Genomic DNA, 17,071 nt, shown 5'->3' with positions numbered 1-17,071 from the left:
TTTAGGCTTTTAGTCCCATGGAACAGATGATAACAGGGTCTTTATGTTTAATTTTATCTTCGTCTACACGACAAAGGTTTGCATTCTCATACATTTCAATGACTGTATCGACAATATCGTCATGTGTATTGCCTGTACGCATCATTCTACCAAGGATAAATTTAGAGTTTTCCAATAACGGGTAGTTGTATACTTGGTCGATAGCAAACTTTAATATATCTTTCTTCTCTTGTGTATTAAAAAGATTTAAAGGCTGCTCATAATAGTGATTTAGCAACTCATAGATTTTACGCTTAGTGCTGAATCGACTACCAAGGATACCTCCAACATTAGTGTTCTCGTTCTTAATACTTTTTACCGCTTTCTCAACCAATGACAGATGAACATCCTGTGCAGGTAGACAAGGCTCTTTAATGGTGCATGCCATTGTTTGTAGGATACGCTTTTGCGACTGACTAACAATATCTCCTTTGGAATTATACCACGTAAGTACGTCAAAGTCATTATAAGTGCGGGCGTAGGTAATAACACCATCCTCGTTTATATTATTTGCAGCCTTTGTAGAATAAGCGATGTTTGGTATAGCTGGAATAATACGTTTTAAGTCAGGGTTGGCATCAGTTGCATTTTTCCATATCTGATAAGCTTGTGAGCCAAGGTCGACCTCTATATCATCTTCATCTTCGTCTAAGCTACTACTATTCTCATTATACATATCACGTAGGTTCTGTTCGTTGCCTTCAAAGAAGACCTCGTCACTACCTACGATACCTGCATTTTCGTTAATTCGTTCGTTAAGGCGTGTGCGTAAGCGAATAATTTCCTCTACTTTGTCGGCAGGGAAGAAAGAATAACAATAGATTTGCTCAGAACTCTGGTCAATACGGTCAACACGTCCTGCACGTTGGATGAGTCGAATGATAGCCCATGGTAAATCATAGTTGATGATGATATGAGCATCTTGGAGATTCTGTCCTTCACTCAACACGTCAGTTGCTATCAGTATGCGTAGTTCGTTCTCTTTTGTTATATCTGCTCTGTTACTGATTGGTGAAAAGCGTTCGACAATAGCGGTTGGATTCTTCGTATCACCGGTTACTTTCTCAATATTCTTGATTCCTCTCTTTTGTAGCTGCTTGTACACATACGCAGCTGTGTCAGAGTATTGAGTGAATATGATTATTTTATCATCTTTGTGAGTATTACTTAATAGCTTTTCTAATTCGTTGAGTTTCTGGTCAGTCTGTGGATTCCAATCATCACATAGATTAATCATTGCAATGAGTTGGTCACAGTCCTTTTTTAACCCTTGTTTTAGTGTGCGTTTGAAGTATTTAGAGTCAATCCATTGTACATTGTTCTTTCCTATCAGACTATTGTAATATGTTTCAGCTCTTTCCATGTAGTCCTTCATTTTTTTAGGAATAGTCAGAAGACTTTTATTTGAAAGAAACTCTTTATTATCATCTGAATCGGCAGTAATTTTGTTGATATCGGCATCTTCAATAAAATCCTCAGGGAATGTATTCTCGTCACTAACAGGTAATTTTAGTTTATTGTCAATGGCATAGAGATACACTGCATTGCGTAGGATATGGCGATACAGAGTCAATAGGAAAGCATAACCACTGCTATCCACACGTTTGAAGAAGGTGCTCTTACAGAAACCCATCATTCGTTCACCTGCGCGTGAAAGATTATCAATCAAGTTGCCTTCATATTTAGAAGCTGTTTCTGCTTTCTTTTCATCTAAATAATGTATCAGACCATAACGAGGTAATTTTAGTGATTCCATAAGAGATACCATTTCCTCTGAATAGAGCCGACTATATTGGTCGCCTTCTGTAGTCTGAAACTTGATAGCCTTAGGAATACGGTCTGGGAAATAAGACTTATGTCCGTCTTTGAATTCCAGATATTTCCGTCCATTCTTAGAATCTGTTTTAGCATAATTCTCTTTAATGAATGTACGTGTACGGCGAATTAAAAAAAGTTTCATCAGCTCTTGCCAATCTTCTTGAAATTCGCTACGTTCAAACGCTTTGATACTTCTAATAAAGTCTTCGTGCTTTTCTGCAAATTTCCGCTCACCCCCGATAGAGCGAATATAAGCTTCAGGTCGAATGCCTAAGTCTGTATCGTCATCGATAAAGAGGCGTAGCTGACTGCTAAGGTCTTTGTATTGTTTATTGTAAGGAGTTGCAGTCAATAGTAATACCTTACAATCTTGTTTCTGAATAAGGTCTTTTATATTACGGTAGCGTACACCTTGGCTGTTACGTAGGTTATGACTTTCATCCACAATAATAAGCTTGTAATAGCGAGCATTATCAACGTCGATGGGTTTTGCCATAGACATAATATCTGCCTTCATGTCATATTGCTTGCGGTATTTTTCCCACATATCTTGTAAGTTGGCAGGACAAATAATCAACGTATTACTACCAAAGGTGTTTTCATACATCTTTGCAATAGCACAAGCTGTTATGGTTTTTCCTAATCCAACGACATCTCCTATCATTGCTCCACCGCGTTTCTCATTGTTAAGATGGCGGGCTGCAATCTTAACAGCTGTCTGTTGAAAGTCAAAAAGGCAATTCTTAAATTCTGCAGGAATCGTAAACTCTTTAATTCCCGAACGTGCTTCTTCACTTAAGTGATATGCTGTTTTGAGATAGATGTAGTAAGGTGGAATGTCTTTATCACCAGCCCAGCTATTATCAATAATTTCTATTAACTCTTTAGTTATGTCAAGACAAAACTTATCTTCCCAACGTTCATCAAACCAATATGCTAATTTTTCAGCACTATCACTATCTCCAAATTCAGCATTCAACTCTCCTTGTTTGGTTAATCCTGAATAAGTGAGGTTACTACTACCCATTATAGCTTGAATCTTGTTAAAATTATCGTCAGGGCGATAAGCAAGATATAGCTTTGCATGAAGTGGTTCGCGTAGATATAATTTAACACATACTTTTTCCTCTTTCATTTGTGCAGAAAGACGTCGAAGTGTAAACTCATCCTGTTTTGTAGGGAAGCCTAATTGTAATTGGCGTCTAAAATCACGGGCAATTTCCAATTTACATTGACTGACATAATTTGCATCTGGCAAAGGTTGGTCTGTATACAATTGACGTATTAATTCCTCTGTTGGGCGATGCATACCTATTAATAACCTACATTTACGAAATGTATGTTTATCATTCTCATAAACATAGTTACCTGTAAGTGTATCCATTTGGTCAACGACAAGATTCCAACCGCGTAGGTTGAAGTATCCTACGCAGAAGTCTACTCGTTTTACTCCAACATTGGTAATGATACCTTGTAGCCCTTCTGTAAATTTTGTTTTTATATTATCGTATATGCGTGCCATATAGATGTCTTGTTGTTTGATGATATTTGACGCTATAAAATTACTCATTATTTCTTAAACTATATGTGTTATATGTGAAAAATTGTTTGTTTATAATCAAAAATAATATCTTCAGTTTAAATTCTTTTCGGGAAAGGAGTAGAGTATGAGGGGGATGATTCTTTAAGTTGTAGTTTGTTTAGGCAATTCCATAGTATGATGAGTTTGCTAATAAGATTTGAACCATAGGGGGAGAATCTTATGGCTGGTAGAGAGACGACTGAGCTGAAAATTGTTTATGCTTTATATTTGTAGGTATGGTTTTACTATCATTTTGGAATTACTTTTACGATAAGAAGAAATTATTCTCACGAACACAATACGAGATAAGAGAAGCGGTAGAGGGCGGGAAAGAGGCGAAAGTGTCTGATGGAAGAGATAAGGTTGTACAAGAAATGGCTATGTTTTAAAAAAAAGACTTATCTTTGTCCTTCAGATATCGTATAAAATAGAATTGCAAAATGATAGATAAAACGAAACTGATGCTTGTTCTGTTGGTAATGATTGTGACGGTCATTACTTGTATTCATCCAATCTATCCGAATGAACAGACGCTGCAGCATATCGGTACTGTGCTGTTATTGATACCTCTGACGATGGATGTCTTTAGAAAACAACTTCCAATGTCGGCATTTATTGGTATTGTTGGTTTTACGTTGCTTCATGTTATTGGCGCGCGTTATATTTATTCATACGTGCCTTATAAAGAGTGGGCTGTATCGTTAGGTTTGGTTGAAAAAGGTTTCTTCCATGACCCACGTAATCATTATGATCGGTTAGTACATTTCTCTTTTGGTGCATTGATGTTCCCTTACTTCGTCTATCTTTGTAGGAAATGGGTAAAACAGCAATCGTTTGTAGCTGTTGTGATGGCGTGGATGATGATTCAAACGGGTAGTTTGATTTACGAGCTATTTGAATGGTTACTGACGATAGTCATGACAGCGGAGGAAGCTGACTATTATAATGGCCAGCAAGGTGATATGTGGGATGCACAGAAGGATATGGCTTTGGCACTGGTTGGCTCTACTGGAATGTTCTTAGTATATGCTGTTCGTAGCCTTATCAGAAGGGGCAAATAGGACAAACTGAGATGAAAGGTTACATCGCTGCATAGGCTTGTGGGTATAAAATAAAAATAGATTTTACGCCTTGAATTAATTAGAAAGCATTGCTGTGTAACTACAGATAATTATCACTTCGGAATTATTTTCACGACAAGAAGAATTTATTTTCATGAAAAGAAATATTTATGTTCATGAAGAAAAATAATTATTTTCATGAAAATAATTTGAGAAAGGATAATTCTGATGGTGAAAGAAGGCGGACAGTCTTATGAATATTGATAGTTCTGAGAAGTTGAAAATAGGCTTAGGATGGTTTGAAAAGAGGGTGATGTGTTTTGCTTAGTTTGGCTTGTGAGGGAATGTGAAAAGGTGCAAATTGTCACTTGTGGATAGCATTTAGATGTAAATTATGTGTATTTTCTTGGCAAATCAACCTTTTTTGCTTACCTTTACACCAAATTTGAATAACGAACATTATGAGTTACAACTTATTAAAAGGTAAAAGAGGTGTTATTTTTGGAGCCCTCAACGAGATGTCTATCGCATGGAAAGTTGCTGAAAGAGCAGTTGAGGAAGGTGCAACAATCACTTTGTCAAATACTCCAATCGCAGTAAGAATGGGTACAGTAAATGCACTGTCTGAGAAGTTAAACTGCGAGGTTATTCCTGCTGACGCAACAAACGTTGAGGACTTGGAGAACGTATTCAAGCGCTCAATGGAGGTTTTGGGTGGTAAGATCGACTTCGTTCTGCACTCTATCGGTATGTCACCAAACGTGCGTAAGCACCGTACATACGATGACTTGGACTATAAGATGCTTGACACTACACTGGATATCTCAGCTGTTTCATTCCACAAGATGATTCAGAGTGCTAAGAAACTTGATGCTATCAACGACTATGGTTCAATCCTTGCACTCTCTTACGTAGCTGCTCAGCGTACCTTCTACGGTTACAATGACATGGCTGATGCTAAGGCATTGTTGGAGAGTATCGGTCGTAGCTTCGGTTATATTTATGGTCGTGAGAAGCACGTACGTATCAATACTATTTCTCAGTCGCCAACAATGACAACTGCTGGTTCAGGTGTGAAGGGTATGGATAAACTCTTCGACTTTGCTGATCGTATGTCTCCATTGGGCAACGCAAGTGCTGATGAGTGTGCTGACTATTGTATCGTAATGTTCTCTGACCTCACCCGTAAGGTGACAATGCAGAACCTCTACCACGATGGTGGTTTCTCAAATGTAGGTATGAGCCTCCGCGCTATGGCTACATACGAGAAGGGTCTCGATGAGTATAAGGACGAGAACGGTAATATTATCTACGGATAAAAAGCCTCCGACAGAAGCCTCCCCCAACCCCTCCGAAAGGAGGGGAGTGCAAATAAAAGGTGGGTAGGATAAAGGGATTATCTTTATTATGATAGTTTTCCACTACTATCGAATATAAATCCTCTTTATGAATTACAATGAGGAATGTTTTAAGGAAAATAATAAAAAACTCCAGTAGGTGAGAACTTACTGGAGTTTTTTATTTCTATTGTTATTCTCGAAATAACTTATTGTACCAAATCTTAAGCAAGTTTGCCTCCCTCAAATCATTTTCCATACCAAACCATACGCTAATTTGTCTCCCTCCCCCTTCGGGGAGGGTCGGGGTGGGGCTTCTATTTCCTTCCAAAGTCGGCAGGAATCTCACCCCACTGCTTTGTTTCCCACTTTATAATAGGTGTCGTTACCTTATGCGTTTGGAGCCAATGTTCCGCACGAGCAATGATTTGATGGAGTTCTTCAGTTTCTGCATTGCGGACAAAAGTAGTCTTACAACGTTTTTTGTTTACCCATAAGATAGCATTATAAGAGTCGCTATAAATAACCTTATCCTTGATACCTTGCTTCTCCATCAGTGCCAAAGCATGAACAATAGCGAGGAACTCACCAATGTTGTTCGTTCCCATAACTGGACCAAAATGGAAGACTCTCGCCCCTGTTTGTAGGTCGACACATTGATACTCCATAGGTCCTGGGTTGCCAGAGCAAGCAGCGTCAACAGCCCAAGAGGGGCATCGCACCTCAAGTGGCAACGGTAATACGGTATCGTTACGGTTGGTAGGAGGGTTTACAAGTTCCTTCATTGGATTTGCTATTTGATGCTGTGTCTTGTATTGTTCTTTGACTCCAAAGCCATTATAGTCTGCTTAATCTTATTTATTGCTTCCTACAAATGGATATTTTCTCTTTGTTATAGGTAAACCAAAAAAGAGATATAGACTAATATACTTTTGTATATTAAGTTTTCAGCAAGGTGTATTAATCTATATCCCATTAGGTCTCCCCTCCTTTGGAGGGGTTGGGGGAGGTGGGGCTACATCCTCTCTGGAACCTCAATACCGAGTAATGCCATACCATTCTTGATGACCTTAGCCACATTCTTGGCAATCATCAGACGGGTAATCTTCTCTGCTTCGGTATCAGCGTTGAGGATGCTGTAGTCATGATAGAACTGGTTGAACTCCTTAGTCAGCTCATAGCAGTAGTTTGCAATACCACTTGGGCTATAGTCGATACCAGCCTGTGCAACTGCAGCACCGAAGTCATTGAGCTTCTGGATGAGTGCAATCTCCTTCTCATTGAGTGGAGCATCGTCGTTAAGTGATGCTGGCAAGGTGATGTTCTGTGCCTCAGCCTTACGAAGGATACTACGGATACGTGCGTAAGTGTACTGGATGAATGGTCCCGTGTTACCATTAAAGTCGATAGACTCCTCTGGGTTGAAGAGCATATTCTTGCGTGCATCAACTTTAAGGATGAAGTACTTCAGCGCACCCATGCCCACAATACGTGCAATCTCGTTCTTCTCTTCCTCTGTGATACCTTCTAACTTATTCACCTTATCCTCGCTAAGACTCTTTGCATTCTCAATCATTGATGCAACAAGATCGTCTGCATCGACAACTGTTCCCTCACGACTCTTCATCTTACCGTTTGGCAATTCAACCATACCATATGAGAAGTGCACAAGGTCTTTACCCCACTTGAAGCCTAAACGGTCCAAGAGGATAGAGAGAACTTGGAAGTGGTAGTTCTGCTCGTTACCAACGACATAAATCATCTTGTCGATAGGGTAGTCGTTGAAACGCATCTCTGCCGTACCAATATCTTGTGTCATATACACCGATGTACCGTCCTTACGCAGCAAAAGCTTCTGGTCTAAACCCTCATTGGTGAGGTCAGCCCATACAGAGTTGTCTTCCTTGCGGATAAAAAGACCCTTTGCAAGACCTTCTTCCACCTTCTTCTTACCAACAAGATAAGTGTTTGATTCGTAGTAAATCTTATCGAATCCAACGCCCAACGCTTTGTAAGTCTCGTCGAAACCAGCATATACCCAGTTGTTCATCTTCTCCCACAAAGCACGAATCTCTGGGTCGTTAGCTTCCCACTTCACGAGCATGTCGTGTGCCTCCTTAATCAGTGGAGCCTCGTGTTCAGCCTTTTCCTTTGCCTCTTCGGCCGTCAATCCCTCCTTCTCATACTGCTCTTGCAACTGCTTGCACTCCTCTTTGTAGTGCTTGTCGAAGAGTACGTAGAAGTCACCAATCAAGTGGTCGCCCTTCTTGCCTGCCTGCTCTGGTGTGATACCATTGCCCCATTTCTGCCAAGCCAGCATTGACTTACAGATGTGGATACCACGGTCATTAACGATATTCGTCTTAACCACCTTGTTACCATTAGCCTCCATAATCTGTGCTAACGACCAACCAAGGAGGTTGTTACGAACGTGACCGAGGTGAAGTGGCTTGTTGGTGTTAGGTGAAGAGTATTCGATCATCACCAATGGACTCTCGTCTGTCACACGCTTCTCGCCAAACTTTTCGTCAGCGTTGATATCATTCAACAGTTCTGTCCATGCTGCCTGTGCAATAACGAGGTTGAGGAAACCCTTTACAACGTTGAAGTCAGCCACAGCCTTACAGTTCTTCTTCAGGTATTCACCTAAATCCTGTGCCGTATCTTCAGGCTTCTTGCGTGAAGTTTTCAGCAATGGGAAGGTGACGAGTGTGAGGTTACCCTCGAAGTCGCTGCGTGTCTTCTGCAGCTGAATCATCTTTTCAGGAACTTCTGTTCCATACAATTCCTTTACAGCTGCAAGTGCAGCAACGGTAATTTGCTCTTCTATCTTCATCTTTTGTTTCTTTTTATCTGCCTGCAAAGTTACGGAAAATCAGTCGAATAACGGCAGGAGGAGAGGGGTTAATTCATAATTCATAATTCATAATTCATAATTATGATTGGTTTTAATTCATAATTTATAATTCAGAATTCATAATTATGATTACTTTTAAGGCAAAATGGTGATGTAGTAATAGATTATGACCAAGGCTAATAGTCGGTTGTGCAAGTCCTTTCTAACGATAGATTGCTGTCATGTTGATTGTCTGTGAAGTGGTGTTTAGGCATCAACACCATCGGTGTTCATGCCCAGCACCAATGGTGCGGAGGCTTAACACCAATGGTGTTGAGCGCTAATCGCCATGCAATATATGATGGGGGAGATATCAACTTGTTGTTAAAAAAGAGTCATACTGTCAAAAAGTAATTAATGGTTATTCGATGTAGGCGCTTACTTTTTTAAGTTTAAAACGATGATAATAGAGGATTATATGATTTAAGTTTTATCGGCTATAATGCTCACTTTTAGTTGTAAAGTTTTGTATTTATGTATGTTGAGCTCTGTTGAAAAGTAGTTTTATTTCTTGTTTATTTGCAATATTTACGCTATCTTTGCGATTAGATTAACTATAAAAAATAGATCATATGCGTAAAAGTATTCAGAAGTGGACTTATGCCCTTGTAGCCAGTGTTTTTGCATTGGTAATGTGTCTTAGCCTTAGTGCTTGCGGTAGTGATGATGACAATGATGTAAATAATGGGATAAGTCCTGTTCTTTACAGTGATTTTGGAGGTGAAATCGGTGTCAACTATCCATTGGGTATCTCAGGTAAATTTGTTGGTTTCTCTATTCCTAAGAGCCAGGCAGGAAAGATCGTTGACTTAACAAAGGACGGCGATTGGGTAGCTGGTGGTTCTGTCGTTGGTGGTTTGTATAGGTATGATGACCATTTCTTCCAGAAGGGAAGTTATGTTTATCTTCTCAGGACGGGTGCAAATGAGATAGAACTCCGTTATAAATATATTTGGAAAGAAGGTACAGCAACTCGTACAATAGAGGGAAACTATAAGAACGTAAAGATGACAACGCATCAAGATGCGATTGATTGGGCACATAGGCAGGGCTTGCATTAAAGTCTAATTAGCTTTTTCAGAAGAAATCATAAAAGGAGATTGTACCAGAGTATCAGGTTCTACCATTGATATTTCTGGCATAATCTCCTTTTATTTTTTGCTTTCTCCTACTGCGCATTAAGGAGATGATAAGGGAGAAAAGATGAAAACGTGTGTCTTGTTTGTAAATTCCCTTTTGTTCAGACTATGCCTTTTCTGCATAATATCCACCCTTTTCTTTGATATAATCAATGAGTTCTGCGAAGAGTTGGTTATGTCTTAATGTCTGTTCGTTACCAGTAAGAATCAGCTGTTTGCGGGCTCTTGTGATGGCAACATTCAGTTTGCGGTCAATGGGTTGACCGTCTTCATAGAACGTGTTGGCTGTGAGAAAATCGAGTTGATAGCGACTTTGAATAGTGAAGGAGTAGAGGATGATGTCACGCTGGCTGCCCTGATAGCGTTCAACGGTATCAATACTGATTTCCTCTAATTCGGGAATACCGAGCTTCTCAATCTCCTTTCTAATCATTGCAATCTGATTGCGGTAAGGTACAATGACACCAACAGACTTCTGTGGGTCGAAGTTTTTGCCGAGTTGTCGGTATAAACGTCTTAGCAGGTCGGTAATGATACGTGCCTCTTCCGTGTTTACTTTCTCTGAAATATTCAGTTGTCGACACGGCTTTGAAGGGATGAAAATCATACGATGCGCCTTCAAGACATCATCCGTCTCGTCCTCACTCGTTTCGTTATAAGCTAATGTCTGCTCCAACTGATGCGCTAATGGTACGCATTCAAGTTGTTCGCGTGCGTAGAACTTACGGTTAGCAAAGTCGGCAATATCTGGATGCATTCGCCCTTGTTTGTGCAGTGTACCAACAAACTCAGTTCTCCCTGCTGCACGCTCTGTAAGGATAAGGCGTTCAAAGAGAGAGTTTGTGCAAGAGTTAAGGTGGATTGCTTTCAGTGTTTCGTCTTCAATAAGCACTTCCGTATCACTCTGTTGTACCACCGCTGGCAGCTGTTTATGGTCGCCAATTAGTATAAACTTTCGGATGGCCCGTCCTCCCCTGTGTTGGCTTGTCAGTAATCCAATGATATTTGGTTCTAATATTTGACTCGCTTCATCAATGATGGCGAGGTCGAAATGCTTGATATTGAAGAGTGCAGCATTGCTGTTCATTGTTGAGGTTGTGGCAACAACGATTTGAGCATCTGCTAAGGTAGACTTTATACTGTTGAGGGTTGCGTTGTCATCTAACACTTCCTTCAACAAATGGTCACTATATTTCGGATCACAACTGAACTCATTGCCAATACGGATATAGTCAATGTCGTTCTCTGTTAGCATATTACAGATTTCGTCAACAGCACGATTTGTATAGGCAAGGAGGAGGATTGCCGTCTGGGTGTTGGGTGTTGAGTGTTGGGTGTTGATGGTTTCTGAAGGTTTGTTGTGCTTAGAATCTTCTGCTGAATAGGCTGAAGATGGTTGTGAATAGATGTTCCCTGCCAACTGTTCACGCACAAGGAATTGCAGAGCTTGTGAGGTCTTGCCTGTTCCTGGAGGACCGATAAGAAGGAAATAATCCTGTGCCTGCTTAGCTTTCAAGATGATTTCGTCATAATCGGGATGGTAGCTGTGGGATAGGGTCAGCGACTTATCGACGCATGGCACACGTTGTCCCAAAAGTAGCTGGCGGCGTTCTTCGTTTGATGTGATGAAGGTGTAAAGACTTCTGATAGCCGATGTGCCACCGATGTCACTGCCCGCATGCTCAATAGCAAAGTAATCTCCGCTGATAAGATCAGGGTTTTGCTGTCCGTCATTGAGGTGTACAGTAATGCTATCACCATGTATCTCTTGTAAAGAACCTTTGAAGAGAATACTCTGTCTTACGTCAGGTGCCTCGTTCTTCTTGTACGAATAGAGATAAATCATGTCTCCTCGGCGAAAGTTAGGGAGGAAATCTTCACCCTGTTGGGGTACAGCGAGTGTAATCGTATCATAGCCGTTGAACGAGCTGCTACGCCCTTTCTCGATGATAGTCAGTTCTGTATAGATGTTTCCTGTCTCTTTCTTCTCTGCAAGAGGCATGTTCCATAGGTCAGCATTACTGTTTCCTACACCTTCTTGCACACCCACTTTCGACACTAATTGTTCTTTGATAACAAAGGTCATCATACGTGTGAAATAAGCACGTTCGAGGTCGTTGAGTTGGTGAAGTGGTGCCAGTGTCTCGGTGAGTTGTGGTAAGAGGTATCTATTGTAGAAGTTATCGTTTTGTTTCTCAACGTTCAATGTCTGCGGTGTGAGCAATGGCAACATCCTATCAAAGCCATTATCAGCCATCCAGAACTCCGTTGCCACGGCTTGATTACGGAAGCGGATAGCTTCACGGATCAGCTTTTGCAGTGGCTCCACTTCGAGCAGTCCGTCGGGTAGGGGATATTTTGAATACAAGAGTTGGATGTGTGCATTCTTCGGACTGAGTTGGAAGTTGTATTGCAAGATACCATAGTAGAGCAACACCTGCACGTAGTGTTTCTCAACATGGAGTGAGCCATGCGGATTTTTGTATTTGCGTTCAATAAAAGTATTCTTGCCCGACTTCTGCTCAACAAGTAGTTTTAAGTCAGTTGTCATCAAGTCAACACGACCCTGTATGCCCAATCGTTCGCATACAAAGGATGGTTCAAGAATCGCTTTCTCACGGTCGAAGGTTTGGAAGATTTCGTCAACAATCCCCTTGATGTTCTCCACCTGTCGTTCTGCATCTTGTTTGAAAGATGCTGCATCAAAGTCGGGACAGGTCGCATAGTCCAAAGCCTTCTCTTTGAAGTTAGAGCGGAAGGTCTCTTTGATGTCGTATCCTGCAGGATGATTGATGATATCGTCGAGTGCAGAACCAGCGAAATTACCTAATACAATGTGTTTATTGCTCAGGCGGGGAGTAAGTCTGTTGACGGTGAAAAGCAATGGATGGTGTCCGTAAGTTTCAAAACAATTTGCTATGGTAGAGATATCTATCAGATAGTCTGGCTCAACGACGATAAGACGTGGTACTACTTTCTTTCGTGTGACAGTGCAATCAAGAAGATTCAGCTGCATTCTTTCGCGTAGCATCGGGCGTAAGTAGCTGAAATCAATGTAGTCTGGTGTGTTCATATAGTCCACCGTTAAGAGTTCTTCGCTACTGTCTTGATTGGTTACAGCTACCTGAATAGTACTGTCGTCCCACTCTCTTACGATACAACGAATGTAACGATAATTCGTAATCTGTATATTCTCCGTTGTGCGTCCACGTGCTGGAATTTTCCCAACAAGGAACGAAGGGATAGCTTCCTGTACAACAGCAGAAACGAAAATAGCTAAGGCACGACAGTCGTAAGCCACGTCTTCAGGGAGAATAGGGGCATTAGAGTTACTATGCCGACGCATTTTCTGAATAGCCACAATATCCTGTGGGGCGATGTTATGCTGCCTACAGAGCGACTCTACCTGCGAAGAAAGGTTGCCGAAACCATGTCGGGTATTCTTTAATCCTTCATGACAAGCAATGACGAGCGTCTCGTGCATGATGAGTGCCTGTGCTTCAGATGGTGCCGAAAGGATGTCAGCGATACGTGAGAAAAGTTCGTGTGCCATTATGATAATGTTTCCCCAGTCCTCTTAATAAAGAGGAATTGTTTTTATACTATGTGCGAGGACTAATTCGTTGGGTTATGTTTTGAGTGTGTGTTATTGCTTTTTCGTCAGTTGGTTGTGAGTTCTCTTTGTTACAGAAAGGCTATTAGTGTGAATTATTTTCATGAAGAGAAGAATTTATTTTCATGAAAATAAATATTTCTTTTCACGATGAAAAATATTTCTTTTCATGAAAATAATTCACCGAAGCGAGCCTTTTTAGCCTGCTTACTGTCCTCCTAAGCGTTCAAAGAAAGTGATAATTTCCTCCCAAGTCTTGAACTCTTCGCTACCGAAAAGTAGGCTTGTGCCGAGGAAGTCGTCGTGTTCAGTACTACTGATGAAGTAGTCGCCATAGAGAAGTTGAGGCTGGTTGGTGAAGATGGTATGGTTCCATGCTGGTGCGCTGAAGGCATCTTCTATCCATGCCTGCTGTTCAGTGATGGTTGACGGATTGTTGGTTGGTGCAGGACACACGAAGAATACGTTGTAGTTATCAAGTAAGAATTCGTAAGCTTTGTTCAAACTTGATTTCGGTTTGCCGTATCCATCAGTGAGGGTGTTCTGGTCAATGAGTACCGTACGACGCTCGCGCCCTTCCTGTCGGTCGTCAATCCATCGGATAACAGGCATGAGGTAATGGAAAACAGCTTTCTCGATGAGTCGGTGTTCACCATGAAAACGGATCGCCTGAGGGTAATGTTCGTTGAAAAGGTCGAAGGTGTGGACAACAGGGTCTGCATCACCAAAGAGTCCGAAGACGTGTTGCTGCTCTTCCTCTGTCACTTGTGAGAAACACTTTTCAGTTATCTCTTTGTATTCCTTCACCAATGCTTTGGTGACGATAACCTCTTGTACGCCATCTTGTCGTGGATTTTGGAACACCTGTTTGCCCATCATATTCGTCTCGCTGATGGTTGTTCCCATTTGAAAAGCGGGATTCACGCAGATACGGTCGACACCATAAAGCATCTCGGTGTACATACCTCCCATTGAAGTACCAATGATTAGGTCGGGCTTTTCGGTATTAACAAGGTTGCGCAATAGTTCCATTGCCTCCTCAGGATGTATGGGGAGGTCGGGCGCAATGACAGTAGCTTCGGGCATATAGTCCCTCAGTATCTGTACCGTATGACTTGAACCGGCTGACATAAAGCCGTGAACGTAGATAATCTTCTTTCCTACCATGAGGTCAGGAAAGGTCTTTTTATATTGATTTTCCATTGTTTCTGTCTGGGAGTTAAAGGAGTTGAAGGAGTGAAATGGAGGGAGATAAATCTGGAGTTAAAGGAGTTAAAGGAGTGAAATGGAGTTAAGACAAATGTGTTGTGGGTGTCTTTATGTTGATTTTCCATTGTTCCTATTTGGGAGTTAAAGGAGTTGAAGGAGTGAAATGGAGTTAAGACAAATGCGTTGTGGGTGTCTTTATATTGATTTTCCATATTAAAAACAACTCCAAGTCTTCCCATTTGGAACTCTTTTTCAAGCCCTTTTAAATGATTATTTGTGAGATAATAGTGTGATAACTATACCCCCTCTTTTTCCCTCTTTGCCTCCCCTCCTTTCGGAGGGGTCGGGGGAGGCTTCCTATATCAGTGGCAAACTGATACCATTTATCTTCTGATAGATGTCGAGGGCATAGATATCTGTCATTCCACTGATGAAGTCGAGGACTGCCATGATACGTGTTTCAAGGCAAGGACTTTGGATGTCATACTGGCTTGAGAAGCTTCGAATAAGCTGCTGACTGTGGAAGTGTTCAGGCTCAACGGCAGCACCAATGAGAGCTTTCATCAGTGTTTCCATAATCTTATAGCCTGATAACTCAACGTCGAGGACTGCTTTACTGCGGTAAATCCTATCCACTGAGACCTCTGTACAGTGTTTGTAAGCCTGTCGGGGAAGCTCGGAAATATGTTTGATGAGCGACCCTTCGAAGGTTCCATTGAGTATCTCCTCTTCGTGTTCTACAAAGACATTGACACATTCTGCCTCCAATAATCCTACGGCACAGGCACGGAAGTAAACAACTTGTTCGTTTTGGTCGGTCACACCCTCTTCTTCTATGCGCTTTCTAATGCTCTTTCTGGTTTCTTCATCGAAGAAGCCAAGGAGCAAATCGGCAGTCTCCTCAAACGAAAGAAGCTTGAGTTTATGAGAGTCTTCGATATCCATAATCTCGTAGCAGATATCGTCTGCAGCCTCCATAAGATAGGTCAACGGATGACGAACATAACAGATACCAGCCTCAGAGCTATCCTTTTGAATGATACCTAATTCATCAGCAATCTTCTTATAGGTTTCTTCTTCCGTTGCAAAGAAACCGAACTTACCGTGTTTGCTGGCATAAGTGGAACTGAAAGGATACTTTACGATACTCGCTAAAGTGCTATAAGTCATAACGAATCCACCTTCTCTTCGGCCTAAGAAACGATGGGTCAGTAAGCGGAAAGCATTGGCATTGCCCTCAAAATGAGTAATATCTTCCCAGAAGTGTGGGCTAACTTTCTCTTTCAAGCTAATCCCTGGACCTTCAGTGAAGAATGCCTGCATAGCCTTTTCGCCACTATGCCCGAAGGGAGGATTACCCATGTCGTGTGCATAACAAGCTGTCTGTACGATGGTTCCAATCTCTTCAAAGAGTGTACCACGCAACTCTGGGTGTATTTCGATGAGTCTTCTTGCAACGTCATCACCTAAAGATTTACCCAAGGAAGCCACCTCTAAAGAATGAGTTAGGCGGTTGTGCACAAAGACACTACCCGGAAGAGGGAAGACTTGAGTTTTGTTCTGCAGTCGTCGGAACGGCGCAGAGTAAATCAATCGGTCGCTGTCACGCTTAAATTCAGAGCGATCATCGTGTCGAAGGGCGTGACGTTCTTCCTGTCCGAGACGCTTGTTGGATATGAGTTGTTGCCAGTTCATTGCGGGATTTTTGGGTGATGGGTGTTGAATGTTGGGTGTTGATGATTTCTGTTTATTACTTGCTGGGTGTTGAATATTGGGTGTTGATGAATTCTGTTTATGATTTATTGGGGGCTTGAAAGCTACACACAAAAGTAATTAAAATTGGCTAAAAACAAGTTTTTTACTTCATAAAATGTATGAATGTGGCTTTAAATGCTTAATTTTGTACCTTATTATATGGCAATGATACAGATAAAAGTAATTAATAAAGGGCATCAGCAGCTTCCTGCTTATGCTACTTCACAGAGTGCGGGGATGGACCTCCGCGCTAATATCGATGCACCTATCGTACTGCAACCCATGGAGAGAAGACTCATTCCAACTGGTCTTCATATTGCACTTCCTGTAGGTTTTGAAGCACAGGTGCGCCCTCGTAGCGGTCTTGCTTTGAAGCATGGACTGACTGTTCTCAACTCTCCTGGTACGATTGATGCCGACTATCGTGGTGAAATCATGGTACTACTCATTAACTTCTCAGATGAACCTTTTACCATCAATGATGGTGAACGCATTGCGCAGATGGTCATTGCACGTCACGAACAAGCAGAGTTTGTTGAGGTAGAAGAACTCGATGAGACCGAACGTGGTGAAGGCGGATATGGCCATACGGGCGTGAAGTAAAGACAAAGAAAGAAACGAT

The 17,071-nt window shown here is 41.5% G+C and carries 10 protein-coding genes; 4 read left to right on the top strand and 6 right to left on the bottom strand.

Features of this window, described 5'->3' with window-relative positions:
* Window position 1: 1 nt before the first annotated feature.
* Window positions 2-3,427, bottom strand: coding sequence for a helicase-related protein (locus HMPREF0659_RS06330; RefSeq protein ID WP_013264913.1), 3,426 nt, complete (start codon window positions 3,425-3,427; stop codon window positions 2-4).
* Window positions 3,428-3,879: 452 nt separating this feature from the next.
* Between HMPREF0659_RS06330 and HMPREF0659_RS06325 the strand changes: the two genes are divergently transcribed.
* Complete coding sequence (locus tag HMPREF0659_RS06325; RefSeq protein WP_013264023.1) at window positions 3,880-4,500, top strand: DUF2238 domain-containing protein; 621 nt, start codon at window positions 3,880-3,882, stop codon at window positions 4,498-4,500.
* A 461-nt stretch (window positions 4,501-4,961) separates the two neighbouring features.
* Entirely contained in the window at window positions 4,962-5,819 is an 858-nt protein-coding gene (locus HMPREF0659_RS06320; RefSeq protein WP_013264050.1) for an enoyl-ACP reductase FabI, read from the top strand.
* A gap of 335 nt (window positions 5,820-6,154) precedes the next feature.
* Here HMPREF0659_RS06320 and HMPREF0659_RS06315 read toward each other — a convergent pair whose 3' ends face one another.
* Window positions 6,155-6,622 carry an RNase H family protein gene (locus HMPREF0659_RS06315; RefSeq protein ID WP_013264315.1) on the bottom strand — a complete coding sequence of 156 codons (468 nt, stop codon included), beginning with the start codon at window positions 6,620-6,622 and terminating at the stop codon, window positions 6,155-6,157.
* A gap of 230 nt (window positions 6,623-6,852) precedes the next feature.
* The gene (gene argS, locus HMPREF0659_RS06310) at window positions 6,853-8,673 is read right to left on the bottom strand and encodes an arginine--tRNA ligase (protein WP_013264921.1); all 1,821 of its coding nucleotides are present in this window, start codon (window positions 8,671-8,673) and stop codon (window positions 6,853-6,855) included.
* Between the two features lie 632 nt (window positions 8,674-9,305).
* Between argS and HMPREF0659_RS06305 the strand changes: the two genes are divergently transcribed.
* Complete coding sequence (locus tag HMPREF0659_RS06305; protein ID WP_013264606.1) at window positions 9,306-9,794, top strand: hypothetical protein; 489 nt, start codon at window positions 9,306-9,308, stop codon at window positions 9,792-9,794.
* A 184-nt stretch (window positions 9,795-9,978) separates the two neighbouring features.
* On the opposite strand, the gene HMPREF0659_RS06300 is transcribed toward HMPREF0659_RS06305, so the two are convergent.
* The 3 genes from HMPREF0659_RS06300 to dgt form a co-directional block, all read right to left on the bottom strand.
* Window positions 9,979-13,425, bottom strand: a complete 3,447-nt coding sequence (locus HMPREF0659_RS06300) for a DEAD/DEAH box helicase (RefSeq protein ID WP_013263864.1) — start codon at window positions 13,423-13,425, stop codon at window positions 9,979-9,981.
* Window positions 13,426-13,692: 267 nt separating this feature from the next.
* Entirely contained in the window at window positions 13,693-14,688 is a 996-nt protein-coding gene (locus tag HMPREF0659_RS06295; protein WP_013264323.1) for a YqiA/YcfP family alpha/beta fold hydrolase, read from the bottom strand.
* Between the two features lie 363 nt (window positions 14,689-15,051).
* Window positions 15,052-16,389: a dGTP triphosphohydrolase gene (gene dgt, locus HMPREF0659_RS06290; protein WP_013263906.1), complete on the bottom strand. Its 1,338-nt coding sequence runs from the start codon at window positions 16,387-16,389 to the stop codon at window positions 15,052-15,054.
* A 225-nt stretch (window positions 16,390-16,614) separates the two neighbouring features.
* Between dgt and dut the strand changes: the two genes are divergently transcribed.
* Window positions 16,615-17,052, top strand: a complete 438-nt coding sequence (gene dut, locus HMPREF0659_RS06285; RefSeq protein WP_036863029.1) for a dUTP diphosphatase — start codon at window positions 16,615-16,617, stop codon at window positions 17,050-17,052.
* Window positions 17,053-17,071: the final 19 nt, after the last annotated feature.

The sequence above is a fragment of the Prevotella melaninogenica ATCC 25845 genome (assembly GCF_000144405.1).
Lineage (GTDB): Bacteria > Bacteroidota > Bacteroidia > Bacteroidales > Bacteroidaceae > Prevotella > Prevotella melaninogenica.
The sequence above is the reverse complement of the archived record's forward strand: the minus strand, read 5'-3'. Positions and strand labels throughout refer to the sequence as shown.